At 59.2% G+C, this 14,602-nt stretch carries 13 protein-coding genes; 9 read left to right on the top strand and 4 right to left on the bottom strand.

What is annotated here, in order from left to right; genetic code table 11:
* Positions 1-9: 9 nt before the first annotated feature.
* The 8 genes from HGP31_RS00760 to HGP31_RS00795 all read left to right on the top strand — a co-directional run bounded on the left by HGP31_RS00760 (position 10) and on the right by HGP31_RS00795 (position 8,851).
* Positions 10-777 carry a TerC family protein gene (locus tag HGP31_RS00760; protein ID WP_020798017.1) on the top strand — a complete coding sequence of 256 codons (768 nt, stop codon included), beginning with the start codon at positions 10-12 and terminating at the stop codon, positions 775-777.
* Positions 778-990: 213 nt separating this feature from the next.
* Entirely contained in the window at positions 991-2,649 is a 1,659-nt protein-coding gene (locus tag HGP31_RS00765) for a Na/Pi cotransporter family protein (protein WP_168757031.1), read from the top strand.
* Positions 2,650-2,815: 166 nt separating this feature from the next.
* A complete protein-coding gene (locus HGP31_RS00770) occupies positions 2,816-4,192 on the top strand; it encodes a M16 family metallopeptidase (RefSeq protein ID WP_020798019.1) in 1,377 nt (458 codons plus the stop codon).
* A gap of 64 nt (positions 4,193-4,256) precedes the next feature.
* Positions 4,257-5,285 carry a DUF5924 family protein gene (locus HGP31_RS00775; RefSeq protein WP_168757032.1) on the top strand — a complete coding sequence of 343 codons (1,029 nt, stop codon included), beginning with the start codon at positions 4,257-4,259 and terminating at the stop codon, positions 5,283-5,285.
* Positions 5,286-5,339: 54 nt separating this feature from the next.
* Positions 5,340-6,488 (top strand): ABC transporter permease, encoded by a 1,149-nt coding sequence (locus HGP31_RS00780; RefSeq protein ID WP_020798021.1) that lies wholly within the window; start codon positions 5,340-5,342, stop codon positions 6,486-6,488.
* Positions 6,485-7,288 carry an ABC transporter ATP-binding protein gene (locus tag HGP31_RS00785; RefSeq protein WP_020798022.1) on the top strand — a complete coding sequence of 268 codons (804 nt, stop codon included), beginning with the start codon at positions 6,485-6,487 and terminating at the stop codon, positions 7,286-7,288. Before HGP31_RS00780 ends, HGP31_RS00785 begins: the two co-directional genes overlap by 4 nt.
* A 1-nt stretch (position 7,289) precedes the next feature.
* Positions 7,290-8,228, top strand: a complete 939-nt coding sequence (locus HGP31_RS00790) for an MlaD family protein (protein ID WP_020798023.1) — start codon at positions 7,290-7,292, stop codon at positions 8,226-8,228.
* Entirely contained in the window at positions 8,225-8,851 is a 627-nt protein-coding gene (locus HGP31_RS00795) for an ABC-type transport auxiliary lipoprotein family protein (protein WP_168757033.1), read from the top strand. Before HGP31_RS00790 ends, HGP31_RS00795 begins: the two co-directional genes overlap by 4 nt.
* 128 nt (positions 8,852-8,979) lie before the next feature.
* Here HGP31_RS00795 and HGP31_RS00800 read toward each other — a convergent pair whose 3' ends face one another.
* From HGP31_RS00800 to HGP31_RS00815, 4 genes are all read right to left on the bottom strand, one after another.
* On the bottom strand, positions 8,980-10,209 hold the full coding sequence (locus HGP31_RS00800; RefSeq protein ID WP_033045657.1) for a nucleoside recognition domain-containing protein: 1,230 nt from the start codon (positions 10,207-10,209) through the stop codon (positions 8,980-8,982).
* 90 nt (positions 10,210-10,299) lie between these two features.
* Entirely contained in the window at positions 10,300-11,631 is a 1,332-nt protein-coding gene (gene gltP / locus HGP31_RS00805) for a glutamate/aspartate:proton symporter GltP (RefSeq protein ID WP_020798026.1), read from the bottom strand.
* A gap of 662 nt (positions 11,632-12,293) precedes the next feature.
* A complete protein-coding gene (locus HGP31_RS00810; RefSeq protein WP_020798027.1) occupies positions 12,294-12,458 on the bottom strand; it encodes a DUF1328 domain-containing protein in 165 nt (54 codons plus the stop codon).
* A gap of 71 nt (positions 12,459-12,529) precedes the next feature.
* Positions 12,530-12,817 carry a hypothetical protein gene (locus tag HGP31_RS00815; RefSeq protein ID WP_083349947.1) on the bottom strand — a complete coding sequence of 96 codons (288 nt, stop codon included), beginning with the start codon at positions 12,815-12,817 and terminating at the stop codon, positions 12,530-12,532.
* 434 nt (positions 12,818-13,251) lie between these two features.
* Here HGP31_RS00815 and algB point away from each other — a divergent pair, with 434 nt between their 5' ends.
* Positions 13,252-14,598, top strand: coding sequence for a sigma-54-dependent response regulator transcription factor AlgB (gene algB, locus HGP31_RS00820; protein ID WP_020798029.1), 1,347 nt, complete (start codon positions 13,252-13,254; stop codon positions 14,596-14,598).
* The last annotated feature ends 4 nt before the right edge of the window (positions 14,599-14,602 follow it).

The following is a 14,602-nucleotide window of genomic DNA, read 5'->3' on the forward strand; positions in this document are numbered from 1 at the left end:
GGAATACACATGGAATGGCTGACCAACCCTGAAATCTGGGTTGCCTTCTTTACCCTGACTGCCCTGGAAATCGTCCTGGGTATCGATAACATCATCATGATTTCGATCTTGGTCAGCCGGATGCCCAAGCACATGCAACAGCGCACCCGGATTTTCGGCCTGGCGCTGGCCATGATCACGCGGATTCTGTTGCTGTTGTCGATCACTTGGGTCATGCGCCTTACCGCCGACTTGTTCGAAGTGTTCGGCCAGGGTATCTCCGGGCGTGACCTGATCCTGTTCTTCGGTGGCCTGTTCCTGCTGTGGAAAAGCTCGCAAGAGATGTACCACGCGCTGGAAGGTGAAGACGAAACCGATGACGAGCCTTCGATGAAGGGCGGCAACTTCCTCTACACCATCATCCAGATCGCGATCATCGACATCGTGTTCTCCCTGGACTCGGTGATCACTGCCGTCGGCATGGTTTCCCACGTACCGGTCATGGTGGCGGCGATTGTCGTGGCGGTGTTGGTGATGATGCTAGCCTCGGGCACGATCAGCGCGTTCATCGACAAGCACCCTTCGCTGAAGATGCTCGCGCTGTCGTTCCTGTTGATCGTGGGTACGGTGCTGATCGCCGAATCCTTCGACGTGCACGTGCCAAAAGGCTACGTCTACTTCGCCATGGCGTTCTCGCTGGCGGTGGAAGCGATCAACATCAAGATGCGCACCGCCATTGCAAGAAAGAAAAAGCAGCAGGACCCGGTGAAACTGCGCAAGGACATTCCGGGGCAGTAACTGGAATGTTGTGCTGAACAAAAGGGGCCTTGAGAGGCCCCTTTTTTGTCTGCATCAAACTGTTTTCATGACAGTTTCATTTCAATCGCTTCTTTAGCTATGCGATGCTGGCGCCCAGACCGTTAGCCAACTACAGCTTAATTACAGAACGTAGAATGTCGCGCGGCACCGCCAACTTGCTCCTTTGGGGCGCTACCACCACAGGGGGCCAGCATGCTCACCCTGCTCAATTTGCTCTCAGCCGTGGCCTTGCTGATCTGGGGCACGCATATCGTCCGAACCGGCATCTTGCGGGTCTACGGTTCCAACCTGCGCCACGTCATCGGCCAGAACATGTCCAAGCGCTGGCTGGCGTTCATCTCGGGGATCGTCGTGACCGCGATGGTCCAGAGCAGTAACGCCACGGCGATGCTTGTCACGTCGTTCGTCGGCCAGGGCCTGATGGCGCTGACCCCTGCTATGGCAACCATGCTGGGGGCCGATGTCGGTACGGCGTTGATGGCACGGGTGCTGACCTTCGATCTGTCATGGCTCTCGCCACTGCTGATTTTTCTCGGGGTGATTTTCTTCCTGTCGCGCAAACAGACGCGACTAGGGCAAATGGGCCGGGTCAGCATCGGCCTGGGGTTGATCATTCTGGCGCTGCAACTGATTGTCGAAGCAGCCGCGCCGATCACCAACGCCCAAGGGGTGAAAGTGATTTTCGCCTCTCTGACCGGCGACATTTTGCTCGACGCCCTGGTCGGCGCGTTGTTCGCGATGATTTCCTACTCCAGCCTGGCGGCGGTCCTGCTGACCGCAACCCTCGCCGGCGCCAGCGTGATCAGCCTGCCGGTGGCCATCGGCCTGGTGATCGGCGCCAACATCGGCAGCGGCATTCTCGCGTTCCTCAGCACCAGCATGCAGAACGCCGCCGGCCGCCAGGTGGCGCTGGGCAGCCTGTTGTACAAGATGATCGGGCTGTTGCTGATCATTCCCGTGCTCGACCCCTTGGTGCACTGGATCGACAGCCTCGACTTCAGCCCCCAGGAAATGGTCATCGGCTTCCACCTGCTCTACAACACGGCGCGTTGCCTGATCCTGCTGCCCAGTGTCGGGCCGATGGCCAGGTTCTGTGCGTGGATACTGCCCGAACGTCCGCAAACCAACGGTATGGCCAAACCCCGGCACCTTGACCCGACAGCATTGGTCACGCCAAGCCTGGCATTGGCCAACGCGGCCCGGGAAACCCTGCGCATGGGCGATCTGATCGACAACATGTTGGAAGCCATGCTCGACGTGCTGCACGGCAAGCAAACTGCAGTGACCCAGGAGGTGCGTCGTCTGAGTGATGACGTGGAGGCGCTCTACAGTGCGATCAAGCTGTACCTGGCGCAAATGCCCCGGGAAGACTTGAGTGACCAGGACAGCCGGCGCTGGGCGGAAATCATCGAGCTGGCGATCAACCTCAAGCTTGCCAGTGACTTGATCGAGCGCATGCTGCGCAAAGTCCAGCAACAGAAAACCTCCCAGCGCCGGTCGTTTTCCGAAGTGGGTCTGGAAGAGTTGGCCGGGCTGCACAGCCAGTTGATCTCCAACCTGCGCCTGGGCTTGTCGGTTTTCCTGAGTGCCGACAAGGAAAGTGCCCGCCAGTTACTGCGTGAGAAACGTCGCTTTCGCGCACAGGAACGCCGCCTGGCCCACGCGCATGTCAGTCGTTTGCAACGTAAGATCGTGCAAAGTATCGAGACCAGTTCGCTGCACTTGGAGTTGATTGCCGACATGAAGCGTTTGAATTCGCTGTTTTGCAGCAGTGCCTACGTGGTGCTGGAAACTTCCGACACTGGCGCGCTGGCCGTCGACGATTTGGCTGACATCACGCATTCGCCTTGAACGTCTGGCACGGTGGTCAGTCAGTAACATTGGTTTCGGGTTCAAGATCATCGCGAGCAGGCTCGCTCCCACAGTTGATTTGAGAAGCCTCTGTGGGAGCGAGCCTGCTCGCGATGGCTGCCTGGAAAGCGACACGGATCTCCAATCAGCCGTCTGGAAGCTCGTTATGCGTTGTCTGTTGTTCGCCTGTCTGTTGCTTGGCTCATTCCCTTCGTTTGCCCTGGATCGTTTCCAGGTCGAAGGCTACACCCTGCGCAACGGTTTGCAGTTGGTGCTCAAGCCCGCCCCTGAGCGCGGCCACGTGGCGATCCGGTTGGTGGTCGGGGTAGGCTTGGATGATTTCGGTTGCGCCGATAAAGAACTGCCACACCTGCTCGAACACCTGCTGTTCAGCGGCATCGACGCCAGCGGTGAAGGCGGCCTGGAGGAGCGCATGCAGGCGCTGGGTGGCGAGTGGAATGCTTTCACCAGCAACGCCGACACCACCTTTGTGATCGAGGCCCCGGCGAAAAACCAGCGCAAGGTGCTCGATCTGCTGCTGGCGTTGCTGACGCAGACTCATTTCGACGACGACGCCATCCACGCCGCCAAGCAAGTGGTCGAGCGTGAAGATGGTGGCCACTACACCCACCTGCAACGCTGGCTGGATCGCCAGGACCTGGGCAATACCGCCAGCAAACAACTGGCCGTGGAACTGGGCCTCAAATGCCCTGAGCGTGCGCAAGTCCATCACCTGACCCGCGAACAGCTGGAGAATGTGCGCAAGGGCTGGTACGCGCCCAACAACATGACGCTGATTGTCGTCGGCGACCTCGACCGCTTGCTGCCGGCCTATCTGGATCGGGCTTATGGCGCGTTGACCGCCATCGACCCGACAGAGCACCCGCCCCTGCCACAAATCCAGGCCAGCGCGGCCCATGAGCGCAACCTGATTCGCGGCTTCGTCGGTGGTGGGGCCAAGCTGCACTGGCTGGTACCGGAGCCGGTGCTGGACAATCAGCACGACGAAACCTTCGACCTGCTCAAGGACTATCTGGACTGGGCACTCTATCGCCAACTGCGCCTGGCGCACAGCTTGTCCTATGGTCCCTGGGCCGAGCGTGAGGTGTTTGGCGGCGTTGGCTTCATGAGCCTGAATGCCGACCTGGATCGCGACGACGTGGCCGAAGCGCAAGAGGTGCTGGATGAGCTGAAGGCCGGTTTGCTCAAGGATGGTCTCAACGCCGAGACCTTCAATCGCCTCAAACAGGCCGCCATCGCCCGCCAGTCGTGGGCCGTTCAAGGCAACAGCGCCCTGGCCGATTACTACTGGAGTTCCTTGGGAGACTATGCAGACGGCCGTTTCGCCAACCCGGTCAGGGAATTGCAAGCCGTCACGCTGGCGCAAGCGAACAAGGCCATGCGCGAATTGCTCTTGCAACCGGGCTATGTGCGGATCGAAAAACCGTTGGTGAGTTATGACCAATTGATGTGGATGATCGCCGGGTTGTCGGGATTGTTGCTGCTGAGCCTGGCGGCGTGGCGTTTTCATCGCAGAAAGTAAGCACTTTCGCTGATGAGGCGGTAACCTGTCAGGGATTTTTCCTACGACTAATGTGAACCGCCGAATGCCGACCCTGACCCTCTTCGTCCAGCGCATCCTCGAGCTGATGAAGCGTTACCCCGGGGTCATCGCGGCCGGTGGCTTTATCTCCGGAATCGGCAGCTTCATTCTGGTGGATCGCCAGCAGGGTCTGGCGAGCTGGATCACCACCATCATGCTGATCAGCTGGGTCTGGCTAATGCTGGAAAACAGCCTGACCAAGCTGTTCACCAGAATCTTCAAGCGGGAAATTCCCCAGCCTCTTCTGCGTTATGCGACGCAGATGATTCACCAGGAAAGCCTGTTCTTCGTCCTGCCGTTCTTTTTCATCACCACGACGTGGAACAGCGGCCAGTTTTTCTTCACCGGGCTGTTGGGTATCGCGGCGCTGATTTCCATCATCGACCCGCTCTACTACAAGTGGCTGGCACCCCGGCGCTGGGCGTTCCTGGCGCTGCACACCCTGACCCTGTTCGCCGCCCTCCTCACCGCATTGCCGGTGATCATGCACCTGACCACCTCGCAAAGCTTCAAATGGGCACTGGGCATCGCCGTGCTGTTGTCGTTCCCCAGCCTCGCGTCGATCTTTCCGATCCGCACCGTGCGCAATGCCCTGGCGATCCTGAGTATTACCGTGGGTATCGGCGGTGTCGGCTGGGTACTGCGTTCGTGGGTACCGCCCGCGACCCTGTGGATGACCGACGTGGCCATCAGCACGCAGATGCAGGATCGCACCCCCGGCGCCAGCCTCGAAGAAGTCAGCACCGAGCAGATTCGCGGCGGTGGCCTCTATGCCTACACGGCGATCAATGCGCCACGCGGACTGGACGAGCGGATTTATCACGTCTGGCAATTCAACGGCAAAGAGGTCGATCGCATCCCTCTCGATATTCACGGTGGACGCAAGGAAGGCTACCGGGCCTGGACTCACAAGCAGAATTTTCCTGGCAATCCGGCAGGCAAATGGCAGGTGCGGGTGTTGACCGAAGACGGCCAATTGATCGGTGTGCTGCGCTTCAAGGTATTAGACAGCACACCGGTCAAAGAAAAGTGAGTGAGTTCGTGTTATTACATAGCTCTGCGTAATAGCCGAAAAAGCACGGAGCTTATGACAAGCAGCACAGTGGCCGGCAATGCCCAATTGGACACCTCGCACTCCCCGCCTCAGATTCGGGTGACGGGAGACTGGACGCTTGCCCATTACGCCGACCTCAAGCACCTGAGTGAAAAGCTCGAAGGCCAGTACGACGACAGCACCCATATCGACCTCAATGGCCTCGGGGCCCTTGATACGGCCGGCGCCTCGCTGCTGGTGGAACTGTTGGGTTCCGAGCGCCTGGGTCGATCCGCCGAACATCCCGATTGCACCCTCTCCACTGCCGACCGCGCGTTGTTGCAAACCGTCTATCAGTCGATGACGGATTTCTGCGTGCCGCTCAAGGAGCCCGAAATCAGCGTCGGCATTCAATTGCTGACCCGCATCGGCCGCGCGGTGGACGCGGTCTGGCAGGACACCCTGCAATTGTTGGGGTTCGTCGGCCTGATTCTGGAAACCATCGTGCGTGGTCTGTTTCGCCCCAGCCGCTGGCGCATCACGCCGATGGTGGCGCACATCGAACAGACCGGTCTCGACGCCGCGCCCATCGTTGCCCTGCTGACCTTTCTGGTGGGCGCCGTGGTGGCCTTTCTCGGGGCGACGGTGTTGACCACGTTCGGCGCCAGTGTGTTCACGGTGGACTTGGTGGCGTTTGCCTTCTTGCGCGAATTCGGTGTGCTTCTGACCGCAATCCTGATGGCTGGGCGCACCGCCAGTGCGTTCACCGCGCAAATCGGCTCGATGAAGGCCAACGAGGAAATCGACGCCATTCGCACCCTGGGCCTCGACCCGATCGAGTTGCTGGTGGTGCCGAGGGTCCTGGCGTTGCTGGTCGCCTTGCCAATGCTGACCTTTCTGGCGATGGTCTCGGGGATTATCGGTGGCGGCGTCGTTTGCGCAGTAGCGCTGGATATTTCGCCAGCGATGTTTCTGTCGCTGCTGCAATCGGACATCGGCGTCCAGCACTTTCTGGTGGGGATCGTCAAAGCGCCGATCTTCGCGTTTCTCATTGCAGCGATCGGTTGCCTGGAAGGCTTTAAAGTCAGCGGCAGTGCGGAGTCCGTCGGCGCTCACACCACGTCCAGCGTGGTGCAGTCGATTTTCGTGGTGATCGTGCTCGATGCCGTGGCCGCGCTGTTTTTCATGGAGATGAGTTGGTGAGTCGTTTACCCCGAGCGCCCGCCGAGGCGGTGATCGAAGTCCGCGGGCTGTGCAATCGTTTCGGTAGCCAGAGCGTGCACGAAAACCTCGATCTGGATCTGTACAAGGGCGAGATCCTGGCTGTGGTCGGTGGTTCCGGCAGCGGTAAGTCCGTGCTGCTGCGCAGCATCGTCGGTTTGCGCCAGCCCAGCGAGGGCGTGGTGAAAGTCTTCGGTAAAAACCTGCCGACCCTGCCTGAGCACGAGCGCTCCCTGATCGAACGGCGCTTTGGAGTGCTGTTCCAGAAAGGCGCCCTGTTCTCTTCGTTGACGGTGACCGAGAACGTCGCCCTGCCCCTGATCGAACACGCGGGATTGAGCCGTGACGATGCCGAGCACTTGGCGGCGGTAAAACTGGCCCTGGCTGGCTTGCCGCTGTCGGCGGCGGACAAGTACCCCGCGTCCCTGTCCGGCGGCATGATCAAGCGTGCGGCACTGGCACGGGCCTTGGCGCTGGACCCGGACATCCTGTTTCTCGACGAGCCCACCGCCGGTCTCGATCCGATTGGTGCCGCCGCCTTCGATCAACTGATCCTGACCCTGCGCGATGCCTTGGGCCTTAGCGTGTTCCTGGTGACCCACGACCTCGACACGCTCTACACCATCACCGACCGCGTGGCGGTGCTGGCGCAGAAGAAAGTGCTGGTGGCCGATGCCATTGATGTCGTCTCGGAAACCGACGATGCATGGATTCACGAATACTTCCATGGCCCTCGCGGCCGCGCGGCGCTGACGGCCGCTCAACAGCTCAACGAGGTCTGACATGGAAACCCGAGCCCATCATGTATTGATCGGCCTGTTCACCGTGATTGTGGTGACAGGCGCCCTGCTCTTTGGCCTTTGGCTGGCCAAGTCCAGTGTCGACACCGAGTTCAAGGACTACGAGGTTGTGTTCAACGAGGCGGTCAGTGGTCTATCCAAGGGCAGCCCGGTGCAGTACAGCGGGATCAAGGTCGGCGATGTCGTGCTGCTGCGGCTGGACCCGAAAGACCCGCGTCGGGTGCTGGCCAGGATTCGTCTGGGTGGCGACACACCGATCAAGGAAGATACCCAGGCCAAGCTGGCGCTGACCGGGGTCACCGGAACATCGATCATCCAGCTCAGCGGCGGTACGCCCCAGAGCCCGCCACTCAAGGGCAAGGACGGCAAACTGCCGACCATTGTCGCTTCGCCCTCGCCCATCGCCCGATTGCTCAATGACAGCAACGACCTCATGGCCGGGGTGAACATGCTGATGCACAACGCCAACCTGATGTTTTCCACGGAAAACATCGAGCGCATCAGCAAGACCCTGGAGCATCTTGAAGTCACCACCGGCACCATCGCCGACCAGCGTGGCGATATCCGCCAGGCCATGCAGCAACTGGCGGCGGTCGGCAAACAGGCCAGCACCATGATGGAACAGACGTCGACGCTGATGCGCAGCGCCAACGGCTTGCTCAATGATCAGGGCAAGCAGATGTTCGGCAGCGCCGAACAAGCCATGAAATCCCTGGAACAGAGCAGCGCGACGATCAACAAGCTGCTCAGCACCAATCAGGACTCGTTGAACAGCGGCATGCAGGGCCTCAATGGCCTGGCCCCGGCAATACGCGAGCTGCGTGAAACCCTGACCTCGTTGCGCTCCATCTCCCAACGCCTTGAGGCCAACCCCAGCGGTTACCTGCTGGGCAGTGACAAGAACAAGGAATTCACCCCATGAAGCTGTCCGCCCTCGCCCTCCTCGCCAGCTTCACGTTGATCAGCGCCTGCTCGATCCTGCCCAAGCCCGAACCCTTCGAACTCTATCGATTGCCTTCGGCGCAAAGCAGTGTGGCGCCTGCTCACGCCACGCCGCAGCGCTGGTCGTTGCGCCTGAACAAACCCCAGGCCAGTGAAGCGTTGAACAGCCCCAACATCGCCGTCATCCCCCAGGGTGACGTGATCAGCAGCTATAAGGGCGCACGTTGGAGCGACCCGGCGCCGGTGCTGATGCGCAATCGCCTGCTCGATGGTTTCCAGCGTGATGGTCGGGTGACGCTGCTTAGCACCGATGACAGCAACTTTCAGGCGGATCTGGAGCTGGGTGGCAGCTTGCAGGCGTTTCAGACCGAATATCAGGGTACCAACGCCGGCGTGATCGTGCGCTTGGACGCGTTACTGGTGCGTGGTTATGACCAGCGAATCCTCGCCAGCAAGCGTTTTGAAGTGCGCCAGCCTTTGAGTGATGTGAAGGTGCCGGCGGTGGTGGCCGGATTTGGCCAGGCCAGCGATCAACTGACGACGCAGGTGGTGGCGTGGGCGGTTGAGCAAGGGCAAAAAGTCGCACCGCCCCCAAGGCCATGAACCTGGCGCAAAACCCCTGTAGGAGCGAGCATGCTCGCGATGGACGCCAAAGCAACGCTGGTTACCAGACACCCCGCGTTATCGTTGACGTTTTTCGCGAGCATGCTCGCTCCTACAGGGGATTGTGGTTAGCCGAAGAACCAGTAGCAGACCCCGATGGCGCCCAGTACACCGGCCAATTCCGCCAGTAACGCACACCCCACCGCATGCCGCGCTCGCTGGATGCCTACTGCGCCAAAGTACACCGCCAGCACATAGAACGTGGTTTCTGTACTGCCCTGAACCGTCGCCGCCACCAGTGCCGGGAAGCTGTCCACACCCGATGTTTTCATCGTTTCGATCAGCATCGCCCGGGCGGCGCTGCCGGAGAAGGGTTTGACCATCGCCGTTGGCAGCGCATCGACGAAGCGCGTGTCCCAGCCGGCCCATTCCACCAGGTGACGAATCCCGTCCAGGCCGAAATCCAGGGCGCCGGACGCCCGCAACACGCCTACGGCGCACAGCATCGCCACGAGATACGGCAGCAGGTTCTTCGCCACGTCAAAGCCTTCCTTGGCGCCTTCGACGAACGCTTCGTAGACCTTGACCTTGCGCAACGCGCCAATCACCAGAAACAGCATGATCAAGCAAAATAGCGTCAAGTTGCCGAGGATCGAAGACAAACCCGCCAGTGCGGTCGCTGACATCGTTCCCAGAAGCGCCATGAAACCGCCGAGGGCGAGGGCGCCGGGAATCAGGTACGCCAACACCACCGGGTCCCAGACGCGCAGGCGTTGCATGAAGGCTACGGCCAGGAAACCGACAATGGTCGAGCAACTGGTGGCGAGCAGGATCGGCAGGAACACCAGTGTCGGGTCGGGCGCACCTTGCTGGGCGCGGTACATGAAGATCGTCACCGGCAGCAGGGTCAGGGAGGAGGCGTTGAGCACCAGGAACAGGATCTGCGCGTTACTGGCAATCGTATCGCTGGGATTGAGCTCCTGCAGCGCCTTCATGGCCTTGAGGCCGATGGGCGTGGCGGCGTTATCCAGGCCCAGGCCGTTGGCGGCGAAGTTCAGGGTGATGAGACCGATGGCGGGGTGGCCAGGCGGGACTTCCGGCATCAGGCGCAAGAACAGCGGCCCGAGGGCCTTGGCCAGCCATTCGACGATCCCGGCCTTCTCGGCGATCCGCAGAAAGCCCAACCACAGGGTGAGGGTACCGAACAGCAGGACCATGACTTCGACGGACAACTTGGCCATGGCGAAGATGCTTTCCACCATCGCCGCGAAGATCCCGGCGTTGCCGCCGATCAACCATTGCGCCAGCGCCGACACGGCAGCCACGATGAAGAAGCCAAGCCACAGGCCATTAAGCATCAGTCAAATCCCCCAAAAGATGCGCGAATGATAGCGGGGTGGCCAGAAACGACAAACCCCGGATTTCTCCGGGGTTTGTCTGGTATTACATTAGTTGCTGGAGGTTTCACCCGCTGGCAGCTTTTCCTTGCTGCGCCAGTGCGGCAGGGAGTTCCAGTAGCGCTGGCCCTTGGCGTCGTCGTACATGCCTTCCCAACGAGCGATGACCAGCACGGCCAGGGCATTGCCGATCACGTTCAGAGCGGTACGTGCCATGTCCATGACACGGTCGACACCGGCGATGAATGCCAGGCCTTCGAGCGGGATGCCGACGCTGCCCAGGGTAGCGAGCAGGACTACGAAGGACACGCCAGGTACACCGGCGATGCCCTTGGAGGTGACCATCAGGGTCAGCACCAGCAGCAATTGCTGGCTGATCGACAGATCGATGCCATAGAGCTGGGCAATGAAGATGGCCGCAATGCTCTGGTACAGGGTCGAACCGTCCAGGTTGAACGAGTAACCGGTTGGCACGACGAAGCTGCAAACGGCTTTGGGCGCGCCATAGGCTTCCATTTTTTCGATCACACGCGGCAGCACGGTTTCGGAGCTGGCGGTGGAGTAGGCCAGTACCAGCTCATCCTTGAAGATGCGCATCAGCTTGAGCACCGAGAAGCCGAACAGTCGAGCGATCAGGCCCAGCACCACGAAGGCGAAGAAGGCGATGGCGAAGTAAACCAGGATGACCAGTTTTGCCAGTGGCAGCAGGGAAGCGAAGCCGAAGTTGGCCACGGTCACCGCGATCAGTGCGAATACGCCGATCGGTGCGTAGTTCATGATCATGTGGGTGACCTTGAACATGCTTTCCGAAACGCCCTGGAACATCTTCACCAGCGGTTCGCGCAGGTCCGCCTGCAAGCTCGACAAACCGAGGCCGAACAGCACAGAGAAGAAAATGATCGGCAGCATTTCGCCGCGAGCCATGGCCGCGAAGATATTCGACGGGATCAGGTTGAGGATGGTTTCGATGAACGCATGTTCATGCTGAACCTCAGCAGCTGTTGCCTGGTACTTGGAAATGTCCACAGTGCCCAGGGTGCTCATGTCGATACCGGCACCTGGATGGAACAGGTTGGCCAGCAGCAGACCCACCACAATGGCGATGGTGGTGACGATCTCGAAGTAGATGATGGTCTTGAGGCCGATGCGCCCAAGTTTCTTGGCGTCACCGACGCCAGCAATGCCGACGATCAGGGAAGAGATGACGATCGGAATTACGATCATCTTGATCAGACGGATAAAGATATCGCCTGCCGGTTGCAGGACGTTGCTGATCCACCAGGCTTTTTCGGCACTGAAATGGTTGAGCAGCGCACCGATTGCAATCCCCAATACCAGACCGATGAGGATCTGCCAGGCGAGGCTAAGCTTTGCCTTCTTCATATCTTTACCCTTACTTCAGTTTGACTCGGGCAGATGCATGAACGGCTTCGCTTGTGGCGAAAACGTTAGTGCACTTGCCCCCGTATAAGGAGCCCCGGAGCGCTTGTTAGTGGCTCTCTGGCAGGCGAAAAAAGGCGCAACTATTCCGATGCAAGGAAGCGACGTCTAATGCCGTAAACGCCTACCCTATGCCGAATCGGCATGAGGTTTTTTGAGTGAAACGCGCGTCCCAACCGGTTCGAATACGACATATTGGCAGGCATAAGTGCCGTGAACCGGCCATCACAGAGCAGATTGTATGTTTTTTGAACAGCGGGGAAGGGTGTCAAAATGATTGGAATTCAGCAGATCTGCGCAGAGATATGAGCGCAAAAGAAAGGCGATTTTTCTCGATGTACGGTCGCTCATGACGCCCTTGGGGACTTTTCCCGCAGGTGCTGCAACCTTCAAGCACTACGCAAGCTCGTCGAACCCAACTCGGCCGGCGAACTTGCGTGGCAGCTTTACCTGACCCGGCCCTTGCGCAGGCACTCCCTGTACCCGTAGGTCACTCCGCCCCTGAAGCAGGCAGAACGTCCCGACCCCTTGGTCATGCGCCTTTCCTTCCTCAGGTGGCGCAGTGGGAAAGAAGCGATGTGCTTCTTTCGCGTCTTGAACTTTGTTCAGCCACGACCGCGACGGCTAAAGAAGAAAGATGCAATGAACATCACCAGGAACACGACAAAGAGAATCTTGGCGATACCCGTGGCGGTGCCCGCGATACCACCGAAGCCCAGGACGGCGGCGACAATGGCAATGATCAGGAACGTGATTGCCCAGCTCAACATGATGATTCTCCTTACGCTTCTATTAAGAGGTGTTGCTATCCCGGCGCGTCGAGCGCACCAAGTTGATGTGCTCAGAACACCCAGCGTTCCTGACGGGGCATCTCATTGGCCGGTTGCGCCTGGTCGACGTCCATCATTCTCATCGGGGTGTTATCTACCAAACCGCTGCCTGCCGCGCTGAAATGGGTTTGGGTCGGATGCTCAAACGAAATGCGCGGGGCTTCTGGCTGCTGACTCTGTTCCCATAGAAGAAACTGTTGACCGGCGATCAAGGTGATCACCAGTGCAAGTACCGCAAACAGGCCTTGCTGAACATGCAGTGGCGAGAAATGCAATTGGGCGGCAAGTTGGCGATTCATCCTGAAGCTCCTCCCACGCTGGGGAAATCAGACTGAGGGCATTTGTTTCTTGCCCTGCGTTAATCAGGTTATTGCAGCCTGCATGCCAGCTTTTTTTATTAAAAAAACCTTTAAAAACAACAAGTTATGTTTGTCGTGTGAATGTAAGTCGACGCATCCTGCACGATGAGCCCTCGTCCGGTCGTGCGTAATGCACGACTCTTGGCAAACACATCGCAATCTTTTTGAATTGAGAGGAGGGCGCGGCTGTCAGAAATGGACGCAAGGCATCTCTGATAAAGGGGTTTTGCGTTCCAGTAAGCTAATTTCGGGCGTTGCAGCGAGGGGACAGGAGTTAGCTACCCTGCTAAGGCAGGAATGGATCAGAATAAACCATGCAACTTGCCCGATTTTTCCGGGACTAACCAAGATCATTCTTTAAGGAGCGTAGGAAAATGGAATCCGCCACTGAGCATCAAGGCCGCATTCTTCTGGTAGATGATGAGTCTGCCATCCTGCGAACCTTCCGCTATTGCCTTGAAGATGAAGGCTACAGCGTTGCGACCGCTAACAGCGCTGCGCAAGCTGAAGCCTTGCTGCAACGTCAAGTTTTCGACCTGTGCTTCCTCGATTTGCGCCTGGGGGAGGACAACGGTCTGGACGTTCTGGCACAGATGCGCATCCAGGCCCCATGGATGCGCGTGGTGATCGTCACCGCGCATTCGGCCGTAGACACCGCCGTTGATGCGATTCAGGCGGGTGCCGCGGATTATCTGGTCAAGCCGTGCAGCCCCGATCAATTGCGCTTGGCCACGGCCAAACAGCTGGAAGTGCGGCAATTGTCGGCTCGTCTGGAGGCTCTGGAAGGTGAGATGCGTAAACCCAAGGAAGGTCTGGACTCTCACAGCCCGGCCATGAAGGTCGTGCTCGAGACCGCCCGCCAGGTGGCCAATACCGATGCCAACATCCTGATCCTTGGGGAGTCCGGCACCGGTAAAGGCGAGTTGTCCCAGGCGATTCACGGCTGGAGCAAGCGCTCGAAAAAATCCTGTATCACCATCAACTGTCCGTCGCTGACGGCCGAGCTCATGGAAAGCGAGTTATTCGGCCACAGCCGGGGTGCATTTACCGGTGCCAGTGAAAGCACCTTGGGGCGCGTTAACCAAGCTGATGGCGGAACCTTGTTTCTCGACGAAATCGGTGATTTTCCCTTGGTTTTGCAACCAAAGTTGCTGCGCTTCATTCAAGACAAGGAATACGAGCGGGTGGGTGACCCCGTCACGCGCCGGGCCGATGTGCGCATTCTTGCGGCCACCAACCAGAACCTGGAAGACATGGTCCGCGACGGGCGCTTCCGCGAGGACCTGTTGTATCGGCTCAATGTCATTACGTTGCACCTGCCACCACTGCGCGAACGCCGGGAAGACATTCTCAACCTCGCAGACCGGTTTCTGGCCCGTTTCGTCAAGGAATATGCACGTCCGGCGCGGGGTTTCAGCGACGAGGCCCGTGAAGCGCTCCTGGGTTACCGCTGGCCGGGGAACATTCGCGAGCTGCGTAACGTAGTGGAGCGTGCGAGCATTATTTGCCCGCAGGAGCGGGTCGAGATCAGCCACTTGGGCATGGCCGAAGCGCCGATCAACAACGCACCGCGTATTGGTGCGCCGTTAAGCCTGGATGAGCTGGAAAAGGCCCATATCGGTGCCGTCCTTGCCACCGCAGGCACGCTGGATCAAGCCGCCAAGACCTTGGGAATCGATGCGTCGACGCTGTACCGCAAGCGCAAGCAGTACAACCTGTGAGTTC

This window comes from Pseudomonas umsongensis (genome assembly GCF_012647205.1).
In the GTDB taxonomy this organism is placed as follows: domain Bacteria; phylum Pseudomonadota; class Gammaproteobacteria; order Pseudomonadales; family Pseudomonadaceae; genus Aquipseudomonas; species Aquipseudomonas umsongensis.

What these genes read in the sequence shown, in the direction of transcription:
- HGP31_RS00765 (WP_168757031.1), top strand. Translation starts at nt 991, where the DNA reads ATGCTCACCCTGCTCAATTTGCTCTCAGCCGTGGCCTTGCTGATCTGG.
- algB (WP_020798029.1), top strand. Translation starts at nt 13,252, where the DNA reads ATGGAATCCGCCACTGAGCATCAAGGCCGCATTCTTCTGGTAGATGAT.
- HGP31_RS00780 (WP_020798021.1), top strand. Translation starts at nt 5,340, where the DNA reads ATGACAAGCAGCACAGTGGCCGGCAATGCCCAATTGGACACCTCGCAC.
- HGP31_RS00770 (WP_020798019.1), top strand. Translation starts at nt 2,816, where the DNA reads ATGCGTTGTCTGTTGTTCGCCTGTCTGTTGCTTGGCTCATTCCCTTCG.
- HGP31_RS00800 (WP_033045657.1), bottom strand. Translation starts at nt 10,209, where the DNA reads ATGCTTAATGGCCTGTGGCTTGGCTTCTTCATCGTGGCTGCCGTGTCG.
- HGP31_RS00815 (WP_083349947.1), bottom strand. Translation starts at nt 12,817, where the DNA reads ATGAATCGCCAACTTGCCGCCCAATTGCATTTCTCGCCACTGCATGTT.
- gltP (WP_020798026.1), bottom strand. Translation starts at nt 11,631, where the DNA reads ATGAAGAAGGCAAAGCTTAGCCTCGCCTGGCAGATCCTCATCGGTCTG.
- HGP31_RS00760 (WP_020798017.1), top strand. Translation starts at nt 10, where the DNA reads ATGGAATGGCTGACCAACCCTGAAATCTGGGTTGCCTTCTTTACCCTG.
- HGP31_RS00790 (WP_020798023.1), top strand. Translation starts at nt 7,290, where the DNA reads ATGGAAACCCGAGCCCATCATGTATTGATCGGCCTGTTCACCGTGATT.
- HGP31_RS00775 (WP_168757032.1), top strand. Translation starts at nt 4,257, where the DNA reads ATGCCGACCCTGACCCTCTTCGTCCAGCGCATCCTCGAGCTGATGAAG.
- HGP31_RS00795 (WP_168757033.1), top strand. Translation starts at nt 8,225, where the DNA reads ATGAAGCTGTCCGCCCTCGCCCTCCTCGCCAGCTTCACGTTGATCAGC.
- HGP31_RS00810 (WP_020798027.1), bottom strand. Translation starts at nt 12,458, where the DNA reads ATGTTGAGCTGGGCAATCACGTTCCTGATCATTGCCATTGTCGCCGCC.